General features: G+C 44.3%; 7 protein-coding genes. All 7 read right to left on the bottom strand.

Going from position 1 to position 17,059, the window contains the following annotated elements:
* Positions 1–10 precede the first annotated feature (10 nt).
* Complete coding sequence (locus KCV26_00370) at positions 11–2,596, bottom strand: hypothetical protein (GenBank protein WZX36881.1); 2,586 nt, start codon at positions 2,594–2,596, stop codon at positions 11–13.
* 10 nt (positions 2,597–2,606) lie between these two features.
* Positions 2,607–5,858, bottom strand: a complete 3,252-nt coding sequence (locus tag KCV26_00365; protein WZX36880.1) for a glycoside hydrolase family 2 — start codon at positions 5,856–5,858, stop codon at positions 2,607–2,609.
* A 22-nt stretch (positions 5,859–5,880) separates the two neighbouring features.
* A complete protein-coding gene (locus KCV26_00360) occupies positions 5,881–7,647 on the bottom strand; it encodes an alpha-L-rhamnosidase (protein ID WZX36879.1) in 1,767 nt (588 codons plus the stop codon).
* An 18-nt stretch (positions 7,648–7,665) separates the two neighbouring features.
* On the bottom strand, positions 7,666–9,540 hold the full coding sequence (locus tag KCV26_00355) for a glycoside hydrolase family 127 protein (protein ID WZX36878.1): 1,875 nt from the start codon (positions 9,538–9,540) through the stop codon (positions 7,666–7,668).
* 162 nt (positions 9,541–9,702) lie between these two features.
* The gene (locus KCV26_00350) at positions 9,703–12,414 is read right to left on the bottom strand and encodes a glycoside hydrolase family 78 protein (protein WZX36877.1); all 2,712 of its coding nucleotides are present in this window, start codon (positions 12,412–12,414) and stop codon (positions 9,703–9,705) included.
* 12 nt (positions 12,415–12,426) lie between these two features.
* The gene (locus KCV26_00345) at positions 12,427–13,857 is read right to left on the bottom strand and encodes an L-fucose/L-arabinose isomerase family protein (GenBank protein WZX36876.1); all 1,431 of its coding nucleotides are present in this window, start codon (positions 13,855–13,857) and stop codon (positions 12,427–12,429) included.
* Between the two features lie 84 nt (positions 13,858–13,941).
* Positions 13,942–17,049 carry a hypothetical protein gene (locus KCV26_00340; GenBank protein WZX36875.1) on the bottom strand — a complete coding sequence of 1,036 codons (3,108 nt, stop codon included), beginning with the start codon at positions 17,047–17,049 and terminating at the stop codon, positions 13,942–13,944.
* Positions 17,050–17,059 lie beyond the last annotated feature (10 nt).

The raw sequence follows: 17,059 nt of genomic DNA, 5'->3' as shown, positions 1-17,059 counted from the left end.
TATCATTAAATTAACTTAATGGAACAGTTGTAGAAGCATCAATTAAAAGTAAACGGACCGGACCAATCAGGCCTGATGGTATTAATGGGGATTCTCTTGTGAAATAATTATAAGTTGTGAAACAATATCTTCCTTTTGAAGGTCTTGGTTGGTTGTTCAAAAACCAATCCGGAAACTTTTTCATGTAACGAAACTTGCCGTAACCAAAGTCAGCCATACCCCATTCCATATCTTCAGGTTCCTGTTCATCTCCAATTAACCGGTTTGCCCACACATTCGTAATTTCAATTAGTATTTCGTTATTGTTCCTTTTTAATATTTCTGCAGGGATTTTTGTCATCCATGGATCACACCAGACTACTCCCAAATCTGTGCCGTTAACACGAACACGGGCAATGTGTTTGACATGACCTAAATCGACGAAAATATCTTTTCCCAAAAGCGTTTCTTCACAATCGAATAACTTGTGGTATGTAGCTGTACCGCTATAATATTTAATCCTCTTATCAGTATTTTCTGTCCAATCTTCCAATCTTGAAAAGAGGACTGGTCTCTCCGGACCACCCCATCTATGGTCAAAGGTTACCGACCAATCACGTGAGATGTCTTTCACAACCTTATGATTCGGGAAATTTTTAAGGGAAAGGGTTGAAGATTTATGAGACAGGGGTGTCCTGAATACAATGAAAAAACTCTGTGATGGTGAAAAATTGAGGGGTATATGAATTCTTCCATCTTCAATTGTGTACGCTGGTAAATCACGAATAGTGGTTGTGACAGGATCCCATAGTTCTGGTTTATTACCGGCATAAGGAAACGAACATATGACATTTCCCTGTTCCCGTGAAACATTGGCAACAAAAAAGAAGTGGATTGTTTGGTGGCTCCGTTGGATTGACTTCAGTGATATATTGCTTTCATTTGTGACTACTTTAAAAGCATTGGGGTCATCAACGTTCTTTCCGTAGAGTAACATGGCCTGACAGCGGTGCCAATATTTAAACACTGCTTTACCGTGTTCCCACCATGTTTGAGTATGGTCAAAATGTGTACCCCATTGTCCCATAGAGACACCGGGCTTGTATTTCTCCGCATAGGGTTGCTGCGTAAAACGGTGAAGAACGAATCGATTGATACCCTCACAAAAAGCCTCATCGCCAATTGCTTTGAGCCCGTGAGGTGTCTCTGACCACATACTCATGGATGGCTGGCCTGAAAAAGCTTCTGCTTCTATAAGATTTTGTCCGCTCTTCCTGGCAGCTTCGATAGTGGGTTTAACCTTGTAGGGAGTATATCGGTTATTCGTTGTCCAAAATTCTGTCATAACACGATCTACCTTCGGCAAAACATCTTCTTCTTTCCAGGGACCTCCATACGGTTCACTCGAGAAGATGAGATTGGCTTCGTGTAATTTTTTCTGAATGATAGAGAAATAGACATCTGCATGAAGGTCTCTCACTGTGGCATTAAAATCTTGCTTGAATTGTCTAGTCTTGATACTGTCTACAAAAATTTTGTCAGCAAAAGTCAATAGATAAGGCGTGAGATCGTATCCCCTTCTGGCATGAAATTCTTCTTTCATACGGGGTGTCCAGTTGGCGTTTCCTGCTTCATAGCTGTCGAAGTGAAAATGCGAGAAGGTATTACCAACAAGATCTTTTAGATGTTTCTTAGATTCACTGATAATGTGATCCAGATGAAAAGAAACAGCATCTGGATTCATTTTATCGCATTCAAATCCAGCTGCTTTCCATTGAGCTGGATAAATTAATGCCCCCATGGTAGTGTGTCCAAATCGATATATTGTCCATTTCCCTTCCGGTAACATGCAATCAACCGTATTGTTGGCATTCATTTTGTCTGTCAGATCAATGATTTGATCCGGGCTAACAGGTTTATTATCGTCAGGAATGGCTAAAAGAGCAATATCTTTGAAATAGGTGTTACGTTCCGGGATAACGGGCTTTTCCAATTTTCCGGTTTCCGGGTTGTGTACCGGACCAAGCATAACCGCTCTCGGGTCAACCGTGGGTTTGGGGATGTACAATGAGATGGGCTTTCCTCCCTCTGCTGCAGTTTCCGAATAACATATCTGCTGCATGGAATATTCAACAGGAATCCATTTTCCTCCACTTGTCTCATAGCCCGGGCAATTATTCATTCCAAAGTCCATCCCCAGTCTCTTTGATTCTTCGGCCGCGAACCGGACAAGTTCCCACCACGGTTCGGTCCATGCAACGATGTTTTTCTGAAAGGAGTTTTCGAAATCATATGCGAAAACCGTATTTACATCAGTTAAACTAAACATGGTTGTCCCGCCAAAGCCAGCCTCATGTAATGTTTCCAAGTCGCGAGTGATACCTTCTTTGCTGATGCTTGTACCCATCCACATCCACATGACTCTTGGCTTTGCATTCGCAGGTGGGGAAATGAACAAATCAACCAATTCGTCTGATAGTTTGGTATTGTGTTGATTGATTTGGAATGCAGTGTTCTCAGGGTTGGTATTTTGTGCGAAGATATTAATCAGTGATGCGAATATCAATGTTAAAAAACCAGATAATATCCTGATTATCTGCAAATTATCTATTTTCATGTGTGTGATATTAATTATGATATTCAACGGTTTCAATTGTTACCGGTCCAAAAAGACCTGATGGCTGTAACTTACTTTTTGTATTGTAAGGATTGACAAAACTCCATGTTTCTCTCTTATGGTCAGGAAGTAGCTGGTCACCTATCAGTCGGTTCATCCAGTTGTTTACCACTTCTATCTCCAGTTCGTTTTGTCCCGGTTTCACCCCTTGGGTGATATCCAGCTTGTAGGGATAGGACCATACTCCCCCTGCATAATTACCGTTGATTTTCACTTTGGCCATGGCGGTCAGGCTACCTAAGTCTAACTCAATGGTCTTATTCCCTTTGTTATCAGGAGCTTTGAATGTAATAGAATAAGTGGCTGTTCCGGAATAGTATTTTATAGAATCATTCCGGGAGGTAGTCCAGTCGTATAGAGTATCAAACACTAGTGGGCTGGCAGGCCCTCTGAAAGCGGGATCAAAGGTGACACGCCAGGGTCCTTTCAGATCAGCAATGATTTCCGGTGTCGGATAGTTCTCTTCAAGATTGTTCATTACATTTTTTCCTGCTTTGTTCCTAAATACAATAAATACACTCTCGTATGGAGCTAGTTTCAGAGGTACAACCGTAGATTCTGTTTTGGCTTTGAATGCAGGAAGAGGCCTGATGTTACCGTTGTTCGTTTCCCACAGTTCTGGTTGTTTACCGGTAACCCTGAATTCAGGCTGGATCACTGTTTCTTTATCGGTCTGGTTGCTAAGGAAATAAATGTCTATTCCCTTCATTGTCCTGTGTCCGTAGTGGATGGAATTATCCTCAGGCAGTCTGCAGTCGGGGATCTGGTTGATGCTGCGAAAGACCTCCTCCAACGTTAATCCATCCATGATCCGTCCTTTTCCGTAGGTTCTTTCTTTCACCTTTATCCCGTCCACTTCGGCCCACAGCTCGGCAGCCGTTCTCATCACTTCCCGGTCAGCCTCCGGCTGATTCTGAAGGCTGGGTGAGCGGGAAGGGGCGGGGCCGTGAACTACGGCTCCATCCTGTACCAGTTGTTTAATTTTTTTGAGAAGCTCGGGCCTCATTGTTTCGAGTTTTGGCAACACCAGCACTTTATACTGTGTGCCGTGCGGTAAGGTGAGTTTGCCATCCTTTACTTCTATGTCCCTTAGAATTACCTCGGCATTGATGTAATCGAACTGGTATCCGACGGGCAGTGGTGGATCGGTGGTCCCTGTCATTTTAGGAGCATCTTCTCCAATAAAATACGCTACGTCAGCAACGTTCAGACCCTGCTGGAGCATGAAATTTACTCTTTTCAGGTATTGTATATACACGTCCAGTTGAGAGAACCATGTATTTTTCCGGTCGAATTCGTTTCCGAACCAGGCATTCACACCCGGATTCCTATCTTCATAGGGCTGCATGATATAGACGTGAAGCAGAGTGCTGTTGATCCCTTCGGCGAAGAAACGGTCGTTCCGTTGTTTCATTTTGGCGGGATAACGCGAATAAGCCGGCCCACCCGAGGTGTTTGATTCGGCTGATATTTTGTTTTTTCCGTAAATGTGTCCGGCCGAGGTTGCGGCTCTGTTTTCGATATCTCCCAACTCTCCCTCGCTCCAGAACTCACCGCCGATCTCATCGGATTGTCCTCCATACATCAGAAATTCCCCGGGAAATCCCCAGTGTCCGTAGTTCTCGAGCCATGTTCTTAGTCCGTGCTTGTGGCTGACATCCCTTAATCCGCCCACATAATCGTACGCCACTTTGTCTGCAATCATCCTCCTGATATCCCACAGGAACCTGTCCGATTCGAGTTGGCTGTTTACTACCACTCCTTCGAATACGGGTAGGAAAGGTACAGGGTTGTACCCGTATCTCTCCCTGAACTCATCGAGGAATCCATCGGTAAAGTTTTGTCCTCCTGTTTCGTAACTATCTTGTACTACTACTTTGAATGTTTTCCTGTCCTGTTCGGGTACCCTTCTTATGATTTCTCCTATAAACCTGTCGAAATGTTCAGCTACCCACTTTTTGCTCATTTTGTCCACCTCCAGGCCGGTCGCTTCAGGAGAAGCCGGGCTGTTTGTCACACGGGTTGTCGTCATCCCCATCCGCAGTATCCTCCAGTTTCCTTCAGGTACCTCCCAGTTTAGGGTTCCATCTGTAGAAAGAGATTCCGAAATATCGATTACCTGGTCTGTTTGAACAGCCAGGCTTCTGTCATCCGCTTCGGGTTGTTCTCGCCAAAGATAAGCATCCCAATAAGGCAGAGGGGTAGGGTGCATCTTGGCCAATGTCTTTTCGCTGTATCTTTCCACCTTAGGCAGGCCGCTGATTTCCACCTCGGCCAGGTTCAAAGGCTTGCGTATGTTTTTAAGCACCAGTTTAAAGCTTTGTGATGTTGTAGCCGGAATGGAAATCACGACTGGGGCGAAAGGTTTGAAGCCCACGTTCAGGCTTATGTTCGATCGGTTGACACTGAATTCCGAAACAATCCTGTATTCCCCCCTGTCGTCCTTAGCCTGAAAGACCGCTTCTACGGAAGCCGGTGTTTCGGCCAATGTAACGGTTACGCTTCTTGCCGTAAAAGGCTGCCCGGTATCAAACGTAATAGTAAATTCACTTGCCGGAGAAATTGATAGGGAAGTAGCTCCGTTTTTGTCAACAATCCTCGACAACTGTTGGTGGGAAGGAACTGAGCTTATCGTCGCGTTCTTGTCGTTTACATCCGGTTGAACGTTACCGGGCATCCGGTATGCCAATACTTTAACATCCTGAAAAAAATCGGCAGGCGGATCAATTTTTTGCGATAATTTTTTTGGCCCTTCCACCGTTAACTGGGAAGATGTAAGATACCGCATGGATTCTTCGGGTTTTATCCACGGCCCACCCGACTGGCTCCACCCGGGGGAGTTGAATATCCCTATTTCGATACCTAAGTCAGAGGCTGTCTTTAAAGCCAAATGCATAATTTCCCACCATTCTTCAGTAAACATTTTAACGTCTCCAGAAGGGAGGTCATTGAGTCCGATGTTGCCAATAAAAGCCCTGTTTATCCCCACTTCTTTCATGGCATGGAGGTCTTTAATAACCCCTTCCCTGGAGATGTTATCGGAGATCCAGTACCAGTAAACACTGGTTTGAACCGTGTCGGGTGGGGAAATAAAACCGGATTCCAGGGATTTTGATTGTTGGAGAATGGTCTCGGTATTATTCTGTTTACACGAAGTGAAAAGTAATAGAAAGAGAGAGAGGCCACATAAAATCTTTACCATGATGTTTTGCTTAAATATAAATCTACTTGATAACGTTTATTTCTTTCGGTGCATGAACGGTGGTATTTATCTTTCCGTCAGCCTGCTTTACATGTTTAACATAAACCTTTCCGTATGGGGTAGGGTAGTTGCCTTCGGCAAATTTCAGGTTCCCCAGGTTGGGTTTTATCCGGATTGTTTTGGCGCCGGGTTCTACAACCTTAATGCCTAAAACGTGTTCCGTCAACCAGGTAGTGGGTCCTGAAGCCCAACCGTGGCACAGGCTTCCCCTCAGCCCTACGTAACAGTAGTCGCCGCCATCTGCGTGTATGTCGTATTTTGATTCGGAAACCAATTCATCAATCCGGCCTGCATTTTTTCTTTCTTCATAGATGAAATTCTCCCAAAAAGTAGTAGCTCCCAGGTCCAGCATAGCACCCCAATAGTCCGAGATGATGTCCATGGCTTCTTCGTATTTTCCGTCTTTAGCCAATGCTTCCAGCATGTAATATCCGTAGAAAGTGGCAAAATCGGTTGCCCCGTCCTTCAATATCACTTTTGATGCAGAAGCGGAAGGGAGAACGTTGGCTATGGACAGCAGGGCGGCTGCCTGTTTGCTGTCCCGGTGTGAAGGGATGTATTTCTGCATGGAGGATAAGCTGGATAGGCACATCTTTTTTAGCGCCTCATCCTTTAACCAGCCAGCAATATCTTCTCCCGCTTTCAGGCTCATGATCGTCAGGGCTTGCAACCCGGAATGAATAACATCCTTTTTCTCTGACGTGGGCCAGTCTAAAAAGCGTCCACCGTCGAGCTCTTCCTTTCCGTTTGATACCCGGGCAACAATTTGTTGAATAAGGGCGTTCAAGTATGTTTGCTGTTCTTTCAGGTATGCTAAATCTCCCTGATGCAGGTATAAGTCCCGGTGAATAATAATCCACCATAAAGAATAGGAGGAGATGGTGTTCATCCATCCGGGTAAAGGAGTTGTGTCTCGGGCAAAATCGAGGCTTTTCCTGACCACTTCATTTTTCCCGAATACCGTGTTTATTGTCATCACCTCCGGATGCATGTCGCCGACCCAAACAAGCCGGTCGCGTTTAATCCCGTCCCAGAGGTACTCCTGCATGTTCAAATGGACAGTATATGCACCGGTTTCCCATATTCTGTTTAGCCTTTCGTTGTCGCACCTGAAGGATCCGGTATAAGGAATGTCCCGGTACCGGAAGATGGCCCTGACCGCCTTTAACGGAAGATCTTCGTTCAAATCCAACAGATCAATTCGTACGAACCTGAATCCTGAATTTCCCACTTCAACACTTCCCAGCCATGGCAACTCGATGATAAAATCCCTTAATGAATGATCGTTAGTGGCAGAATTCATTCCGGGAACAGAGTTGTCAATGCTGTTACTCATCGCTTCCGAGACCGATTCTCCCAGCCTTACCCTTACCTTTAGCGGTTTTTTGTTTCCCCTGATTCCGGCTGCTAGCTGGAGACCGCCATAGAGTTCCGTCCCAAAATCCAGTAAAACCGATGCCTGTTTATCTGTATCGGAACGCATGACGCACATTCCGGCACCGCTTGTGGATAGCTGACCGTCAAATTCTTTCAAAAGAACCTCCGGGTTTTTTACATGCTCTCCCGTTTGATCGGAAGACCAGACTAGTTTGGCGGGAGTGACGTAACTTTGAGTCATATCATCCTTTTGTAATCTGTTCTCAAAAGCGTTTTTCAAAATATTGTTTTGAGAAAACAGAGTGCTTGCTCCAAGCAAAATTATTGAAAACAGTAAACTCTTGATTTTCATTTTTAAATAATTAAATGTTTATTCCGTTTTTCTCGGATCCACTAACTGCGGCATCCAGACTTTAAAAAAGGGGTAGGTGCCCATTGTATTGCCAGCAGAAGCATAGTCGCATAAATTTACTTCAACGGGTTCTGCGTTGTATTCGGTATAAGCTTCGGGCAGGAACTTAGCGGAAAAAACCATCCAAGCATCGGAATTATGGTTTTTTTGGGGAGTTAAGTGGATAAATCCGTTCTTGTCTTTTATTGGAGCGATTACGGCTTCGAGTTTAGGGCCGGCCAACCTTTCGTCTCGCGTTAAGACAACAGGTCCGCGTGTGATAGCAACGTTTACCGGGCTTTGACCCGTATAATGGAGTTCCCCTTTCATATCCAATCTGATTTGAATCTTATCACCCTCTTTCCAGGTACGGCTGATTTTCAGGTAATCGCCCCGAGTCACCTTTTCAACCGGCTGGTCGTTGATTAAAACGGTTGACTCATCACTCCAAGAGGGAATCCTTAAGGCCAACGTCATGTTTTCAGCCGTTTTCATTTCAAGCGATATATTCACATTTCCCGAAACAGGATAATCCGTATGTTGTTTTACGGTAATTACATTTTTTTGGGGTGAAGTTGTTTGATAAGAACCTTCCATGTAGAAATTTATATTCAGGCCTTCGTTGCTCGACATAACTGCTGTTAAGGGAATAGTGAATAATCCGCGAGGCCCGCTGGCATTGCAGCAGTTCAATCCCATTCCACATTGCTCCGATCCGGGTAGCCTTTGGCCGGAAAGCGGTGTATATTTTGCCCAGTCAGACCCATCGGGTCTCATTGCTCCCAACAAAGCATTGTAATATGCCCATTCAATGGCGTCGGCATACTTTGACTCGCCGGTCAGCCTGAGTAATTGTTGATTGAATTTTATCCACGTAACGGTCACGCACGTCTCCTGATAATGCGCTATGGGGACGTGCTGGATTTTTTTTCCGGAGAACCAGGCTTCCATTGCCGCACCCGAACCTGCAATATTTATTTCGGTATCCGTAATGCTTTGCCAGGTTTGCTCTGCAGCTTTTTTGTAAGATTCTTTTCCTGTAATCCGGTAGAGCTCAAGCAACCCTTCGTAGCACGACATCATTTCATATGCTTTTTGTCCCTGTTCCCATCCGTACCAATTTTCAGCCGGTTTTGCAAATCGTTGACCCACAGGAACCGATGCTTTGGAAATAAGCTGAGGCCCTTCTGGCGTTTCCCATTGACGAACAATTTCTTCCGCAAAATCCAGATACCTTTCATTCCCGGTTCGCATGTAGAGCTGACAAACCGGTTCCAGGACAGAAGAGGCAGCCATACCTCTGTGGTTACCCATTTTTACAATCAGGGCATTTTTATCCGCTAATTCCTGGATAAGAAAATCTGCTTCTTTTGCAGCCGCTTCCAATGCCTTTCTGTCTTTTGATACATCGTAATAAGCAATTAAACCCAGCATAACGTATTTTCTTCCCCAGATATCCCACGCTTTCAACCGGCTTTCGGAGGCATAATTGCCAATGTAGCCTTCGGGAGTCTGTGTTGCCATCAGTTCGTACGCTGCATTTTTAAGCTTATTGATAAGTTGCTGGTCAGGGCGGTAGGAATAAGCCAATATGGCTGAAGTGAACCATTTGCCCCAGAATTCGCTCTGCCAGCAGCTGTGCTCATCGTGGATTGTGAACGGACGGATCAACCGGTGAGCATCCTGTGCCAATACCCGGTTGTTGAAAGAAGCATCAAGCTTTTCTCCAATATGGCCTTCAATATTTGCCGTTGTTGCAGGTGAAAGTTTGTCCTGAACAGCCGATTTTACTTTTTTTTGGGGAAATAAATGAAAGCTGCTGAAAAACAAGATCAGCAACAGGTAATACTTCATGAGAATAAATTTTTATTGTAAATCTCAGTTATCTATTTTTCTGTTTTCATTCCATGAATCCAGCGTTTAGGTCCCTATACCAGACTTTCCCTGGGCAAAGCTAAGAAAAATTGCGAAGGAAAGCCGGTAAAAGGCACTAAAAACAGTCGTTTCATGAGTTGTTTACTGCAATCTCTTTTTGAAACTGTATTTTCCGCTTTTCACGGCGGTGTAATTGGTTTCCTGAGGCAGATATACTTTTGCTTCGCAATTAATGGGAACCTCGATATCCATTTCGAACTGGCCGTTATCCACCTTCCAGTCCACCTTGATGGTCCCGTATAAGGTGTTGTAAGAGGCGTTTACATACGTTAAGTCACCTACGACCTGCGGCGCGATTTTGAAGTTCTTGAATCCGGTGTATGCGTTTTCTTCTACATCAATACCTGCCAACGACCTATAGAACCACTCTTCTATCTGTCCCATCATAAAATGATTCCACGAAGCGCCTTTTCTCGGATCCCAAAGCTCCGTAAGTGTGGTGGCTCCAAACTGAAGCTGGAAGCCGTAACCTGGAACTTCGTTGTGGTTATGCATCTTGTACATCACTTCATTCAATCCGTTTCTTGCCAGTGCCTGAAACAAGTATCGGTTCCCCACATCACCGGTGGAGAGTCTGTATCCTTTTTCTTCGATATCCTTGACCAGGTTGTCGAGGACCGATTGTTTGTCTTGGGGGTTAACCAATCCTGCAAACAAAGGCATGGCGTTGGATGCCTGGCTTCCGGTTCCGTACTGTTTGGTGTCTTCGTTGAAGAACTCCTTGTTAAAAGCGGTTCTTACCTCCTCCCGGAGATTGGAATAGAATGTTATGTCTTCTTTTTTACTAAGCATCTCGGCCGCTTGCACCAAATAATCAATCACCATGAAGTAATGAGTTGTTGCGGATAATGAGATGGGGGTATTGTGTGATACGCCATAAGGCTGATCCTCCCGGTAATCGCACCAATCGCCCAACCCGTGCGAAACGATGTGGTCTTTTGCTGTTGTGGTTAGGTAGTCGACATACCTTTTCATAACATCGTAATATTCAGCTATAAGCGAGTTGTCTCCGTAAAACTCGTAGTACATAAACGGGAAAATAACGCTGGCACTTCCCCATTCGGGGGAGTCCCGAAATCCACCGTTGAAAACTACGTATTCGGGAGCAATACTTGTTACCAAACCGTTCGGTAACTGTGCATCGCGAATGTCCTGCATGATTTTAGGAGCAAACCTGGCCAAGTTGAAATTATAGTATAACCCGGGTCCATTCAGGTGCACTTCTTCCAGCCATCCGAGTTTTTCCCTGTGCGGACAATCGGTAAATACGGCTTGCATATTGCTTTTAATGGCATTCACAATCAGGTTGTGCGCGTTATTGAAGATCTCGTTGGAAGAATGAAAACTACCTGCCGGTTCGGCTGAGTTATAAACAAAACAGGATTTTATCGCTTTTATGACCGGAATATCCCTGTTGTCTTCTGATTCCGATAACTTGGCTCCATCAACTTGGATATACCGGAACCCGTAATAGGAAAAACGGGGTTGCCAGGTCTCTTCGCTTTCTCCTTTTAGTGTATATTCGTAGTAATAGGGCCCGCCAGACTGTGTTTGATTTATACTGCCGTCGTCGTTTATCCGTTCGGCAACGGTCAGACGAATTTTGTCACCCCGTTTTCCCTTTACGGTAAAGGCCGGATATCCGGAGAGGTTTTGTCCCATATCCAACACATACGATTCACCTGTTTTCATACTCTCTTTAATGGAGAAATATTCCATTTCCCTTACAGGGGTTGAAGTTTGCGGTTTTAACTCCCCATTAGGAGCATTATCCACAACAACAGGAAGCCATTGTGAATCATCAAAGCCAGGCGTGTCCCATCCCGGTTGTTCAAGACGCGCATCGTAATCTTCTCCACCATACATACTGTTAAAGACAATGGGGCTGGGAGAATATTTCCAGTTTTCATCGGATATGATCTCTTCTTTTGTGCCGTCTGTGTAGGTAATGGATATTTTTAGGAACAGGGTAGGAGGGCCGAAGCTTACCTGCATTTTCTTGTATCGTCCGCCTTGCTCGTTGTAGAATCCGTTTCCGAGGAGCACACCTACGGTATTATCTCCCTTTTTTACTCCCTCTGTGAGGTCGTATGCGTTGTAATAGACGGTTTTGTCATAATCACTCCACAGCGGATTGTACTGGTCGTTACCGATTTTCTTTCCGTTTAATGAGAGTTCGTAGTGCCCCAATCCGCTGATGTAGATAATTGCATCCTCGATCCGTTTTTGAGCTTTAAAAGACTTACGTAAATAGATGCTTCTCCTTGACAGAGGATCCGTCTCTCTCCATAGCTGTCCTTTTTCGGAGGAATCAGGTACATTGTGGTAGTTTCTTCCACCCGGAAGATTGGAGTCCTCTCTCTTTATAGCACCTATCCAAAGGGCATTAAGCTGCTTTTTATCGGGAGCGATACGAAAAAATGATTTTTCACTCCAGGACGTGCTTTTGTCGTTGTTGTCCCAGATGCGAACCCGCCATTGATATTGTTCTCCAGCACCTAACTGGTCTTTTCCCGTGTACGGGATATGCTGGCTTTCGTCGGACTGAATTTTTCCTGATAACCAAACGGTGTTGCCTTTAATGTCTAATATCTCCAGCTCGTAAGCCGTTTGTCCAAATCCATTTTCCGTTGAATGTAACTGCCATCCGAAGCGTGGAGTTTGTTCTTCAACCAGTAATGGAGATTCTTCATATTCGCATACCAGCCTGCCGAAACTTACACGGCCGGATGAATTATTCAGACTACAGCCGAAATTGATTGCAGCAATAAGCAGAATTAAGACTTTTTTCATGAGATTGTGTTTTTATTTTTTAGAAATTTCCTGGCAAACATTTACCATGGGGATATTTAACAAGAATGCCACTTTTTCAATTTTGTGCGCTATATGTCCAACCCCTATAGCACAATGGTGCGATGGCCCGTATTTACTCCAACTGTTTACGAAATCACGAATATTACACGGAAAGCTGTAACGGCTGTTTGTGTTACCTGTTTCCAGGATGGGCCCTTCAACGGAGTCGCCTTCAGCGACCAGCAAGAAGACCGAATCTTTACCTTCAACTACCGAAAGCAAAGTAACAGGCCCTTGTTTTACCGACATCTGAATGGATAGTCCATTGCCCGGTTTCCCGTGATACACAGGCAAAGGAACCAGCTTGACACGACCTTCGGCGATGTTGAAGTGAGCGGGGCCGTCGTGTCCTAAAAACGCCACGTTGTCTTTAAAATCCATAAGATAGAATTCGGAAAAAGATCCTCCGGAGCCTAATTCGCTCATGATTTTCATAGCATGTGCGTTTTTTACTTCACACTCTCCTGCAACAGGAATACTTCTGCCCGTGAGCAATGTGTTTCCTGCAATCACAGAGGTAATGATATTCTCGTAGTCATTTCCCGTCTGCCCTTCGTAATAATATGCCAATGAGCCCAGTTGATATGTTTTCACCAGTTTATCCAGCGCTACGGAGGTTTTTGCCGCACGTTCAATTTCTTTCGGATCACATTTCCGGTCAATATCGAAAACAGATTCAAATTCCGCTATTTTTTCCGTTATTTCACCGGGAGAAATATTATCGCGGATTTTCTTCAACTCACACATTTCCAACATCTCGAAATGAGTGCCGAAAGTTACACTTTGTCCGGTTAAATCGGTATACACATCGAGCATCCCTCCGTAATAATTCCCCAATACACCCATCCTGTTGTTTTGCAATGCTTTAACAGTATTTGTTGCATCTATCCATCCCCTGATTTCATTCCAGACACTGCCTTCATTCAGGTATCCCGTAACAGTGTGGTATCGGGTTTCAGCCTTATTCATCACGCAGGCAATTTCCGGTATGGCGCACGCCTGACAATGTTCAAGCCATATTCCTGTTTTTTCGGCGTAGTCGTCCAAGGCATTGAATTTTTCATAATCCAAACTTCCTACCGGTTGCAGGTTAAGTAATATAAAAGGAACCTTTGATTGTTTGGCAATCGGGAGGACAGTAGAGGACAAAGCATAGGTGGATACAAAAAGGAAAATCAGATCAACATCACTGTTGTTCAGTAACTTTGCCGAATTCTGTGCCTTGTCAATATTGTCGACCATGCCGGCATCCACGACTTCAGCGCCAAAGCTCTCTAATTTGTTTCTGATTTGATTGTGGTAACCTGTGAGGTTATTAAGCAAGGCGCCAAATTGTCCCCAATAGGTATCCAACCCAACGCTAAACAAACCAACTTTACTCATATTTTAATTTTAAATTTATGTAAATAATATAACTTTCGCATGTGTAACGGTAACAGTAGTTACGACATGCGAAAGTTAAATGAATTAATAGACCAGCTCGAAATCTTCAAACAACCCGTAATCAACCATTTTGTACGCTTCGGGTGGTATCGGAGCATTTATATTCCTCCAGTTAAAAGGTCCGGCTAAACCCTGAGAGGGATTGTTGTAATGAGGGCCTAAAAGGTTTCTTAAGCTGCCGATTACACATACGTCAATTTGATTTTTTCCTTTTTCCAGCCAGGGGGATACATCCAGCGTGTAGGGATCAAAACCAATGATTCCTGCCTTTTTGTTGTTGACATACACTTCGCAAACAGTGCCGTTCCATTTTCCGAGTTTTAGGGTGTGCTTTCTTGTTGTATCGTCAATGGAATAGGTCTTGCTGTATTTTACATCCCAGGAGTAAAAAGGTTGGCCCTGCTCCTTCCAACTTCCCAGGGTCAACTCTTTTTTGGCAGCATCAATGCTCCAGCCCACTTTTTCGGGAACAACCGTAAAGTCTCCCAACAGGTAAACGGGTTCGATTTCAGCAAAGATACTCATGGTTGGGATGCTTAACTCCACACTGTTCTCTCCGGTTTTTAAAAATTCACCCACGGAATATACTCCGAAAGATTTATCCAACCACCATTCTCCGGGTATTGCTGAAGCTTTTTTCCCGTTGACACTGACAGAAAACAGGTTGGGCCTTTCAACCACTAACTTAATGTCTTTGTCCAGATTTCCAGTAACTTTAAAACGATAGGTAACTTCAAATCCACCGCCGGAGAAGGTGTCTCTCTCGACCGTATTCTTTTTGTATTGTACCGACGAATTCCAGGGATTGCCGTTCTCAAAACCGTTTGTTTTGAAAACAATATCCGTTGCTTTGGAAACGTGCAGGTTGCTTTCGGATTTGTTGTTAATGACGAGATCGCAGAAGTCTACAATAAAGACATTGTCTTTGAGTCGCGAGACCTTTGTTTCCGTTTCGGCTTTCACCTGGTTTGTTTGTTGACCGGATTCCCTAAGCGGATAGTTTTGATTTGTTTTTTTTGAGGAAAACAAGAGCAAGCTGCCGGAAGGTTCAAGTTTAAACTCAAAAGAGAGCAGCCCTTTTTCTTCTTTTTCAGAAGGATATGTATACATGTTGCCTTCAAGTGCATCCAACTCGATCAGTGAGGCTCCCTTCAAAGAAACTTTTCCGGTTGAAACTTCGTTCAGGGAGGAGTTGACAATAAACAACATCTCACCGTCCGAATAACTTTTCCGGTAATGATACAGGTCGCCACCGACATGGGTTATTTTACACCCTTGTCCCGACAATAAACTGTTAATGATTTCGGGGTTGAGATCGGTAACATGTTGTACTGTGTTTTGATTAAGCAGATTAGTCAATTCATCATTTTCTTCGCCATCCACCCTGCTGGGTCTTGAAAAGCAGATCAGTTTGCCGCCGGATGCTACGAAGAGCTTTAACAGTTCAACGGTCGGCTTACTGAGGTTTTCGGTCAGCGGGGGGATTATCACGGTTGTGTAGTGTGCCTTGCCGATGGAAAACTTGTCATTCTGAACTTTTCCATTATCCTTGATGATGTTTTCGGAGGCCAGGTCAAACTCTACCTGACTTTTTTCCAATTTTGTAACAAAAGATTGAAAATTTTTCCCAATTTCCATCAATTGTGGATATTGTGGATTGCCACCACTGTGAGAGTAATAGCTCCACAACGTGGAGTTAGGTTCAATAATAACAATATCGTTCTTCTGGACCCCTTCGCTCAATACGTACGATAACCTGCCGAAATAATCGTTCAGATACTTGTAATTATTCCACCAGGGAGAATGATAGGTGAAAACAGGCGGGTAGTCGTATTTTCGTGCTCCGGTCAGGGTTTGATGGGATAGGTGTTGGTTCATGAAGTTTATGCCCAATACATATTCCCAGTCTCCCAAACGTTTTAAGTCCTTAAAGGTCACGTCCCATCCGCCTCCGCCATACGTCTCGCTCAAGGTCCTTTTATATCCCATTTGATTGGCAACACTTCGAACTTCTTTTACCGATCGTACATTCCCAAACTGGGCTTGTGGTGAGTCTTCATTAAACTGATTGAAAAGCATGTCAATCCCCGGCATCTGATGCCAAGCGTACATGGCCATATTGTCAGGCCCGTCGTTCATGTTGGGCCATCCGTGTTCCCAGTAGTGTCCGGTCCAAATCAGATTTTTTTCTTCCGTATATTCAAACCACGGTTTTGCCCACCTGTCAATAAATAGTTGTAGCAATGTTTCCATATAGTGGTAGCGGACTTTTTTCCAGTCCCCGGTTTCTTCACTCAGCAGGGGTAAATACTCCTTCAGGTCGTATCCCCACTTTGCTTTAAAAACTTCAAAAAGATCGGGAGTCCACCTGAAACCACCGGAGGTTACAATATTGGGTTCATCCGTGAAGATTCCTCTTACTGTCTTGTTATATTCACTTCCCAAAACCCTGTTATAGCCTTCCATGGTCACGTCGATGAATTTCTCCGTTACTCCGGGAAGCAATAAATCAACATAGGAATAGCCGGCGTACCAGGGCGAACTGCGGTAAAAGGTCTTGGCATAAAGGTAGTAATCTCCTTCTTTCCCCAGATAGTCAGTTGTTTGTGAAGTAATATCTATATACTTGCCGTTTGAGTTCATCAAACACAAATAATCTGCAGGAAGAGAATCCGGAAGGAGGGTGTATTTTGTCAATTTAAATCCTTGTCCCTGGTTATAAGACTCAGGCATTTGTGCGGGTACGTGACCTCCGGCGAATCCGCTGGGATAAGAGTTTTCATCATAAATCCAGGCCTCCATTCCCAGTTCCGAAGCTTTGTCTGTAGCGTACTTGAAAAGGTCAAACCATTCTTCCGAAAGATATTCTGTAACCAATCCGGGACGGGGGTGGACAAAAAAACCGCCAAATCCTGCTTCGTGCAATTCGCTTATCATTCTATCCAATTCGGGTTTGGTTATTACTTCATTGAACACCAGAAGGGGGCTCGACCTGAATTCACTGCCCGGATTGGAAAAATTCTTTTCAACCTCGTTAAAGTAAAATTTCTCAGGATTGTTTTTTTCATGAGTCAATGTACATCCGGAGAGGCATACAAATATGAGGATAAGTAACAGGTATAATTTTTTCATATTGGAAATT

This window comes from Petrimonas sulfuriphila, assembly GCA_038561985.1.
GTDB classification, from domain to species: Bacteria; Bacteroidota; Bacteroidia; order Bacteroidales; family Dysgonomonadaceae; genus Petrimonas; species Petrimonas sulfuriphila.
The sequence above is the reverse complement of the archived record's forward strand: the minus strand, read 5'-3'. Positions and strand labels throughout refer to the sequence as shown.

Bases quoted from the DNA above. Each gene is read 5' to 3' on its own strand.
- KCV26_00370 (WZX36881.1), bottom strand. From the start codon at position 2,596: ATGAAAATAGATAATTTGCAGATAATCAGGATATTATCTGGTTTTTTA.
- KCV26_00365 (WZX36880.1), bottom strand. From the start codon at position 5,858: ATGGTAAAGATTTTATGTGGCCTCTCTCTCTTTCTATTACTTTTCACT.
- KCV26_00360 (WZX36879.1), bottom strand. From the start codon at position 7,647: ATGAAAATCAAGAGTTTACTGTTTTCAATAATTTTGCTTGGAGCAAGC.
- KCV26_00355 (WZX36878.1), bottom strand. From the start codon at position 9,540: ATGAAGTATTACCTGTTGCTGATCTTGTTTTTCAGCAGCTTTCATTTA.
- KCV26_00350 (WZX36877.1), bottom strand. From the start codon at position 12,414: ATGAAAAAAGTCTTAATTCTGCTTATTGCTGCAATCAATTTCGGCTGT.
- KCV26_00345 (WZX36876.1), bottom strand. From the start codon at position 13,857: ATGAGTAAAGTTGGTTTGTTTAGCGTTGGGTTGGATACCTATTGGGGA.
- KCV26_00340 (WZX36875.1), bottom strand. From the start codon at position 17,049: ATGAAAAAATTATACCTGTTACTTATCCTCATATTTGTATGCCTCTCC.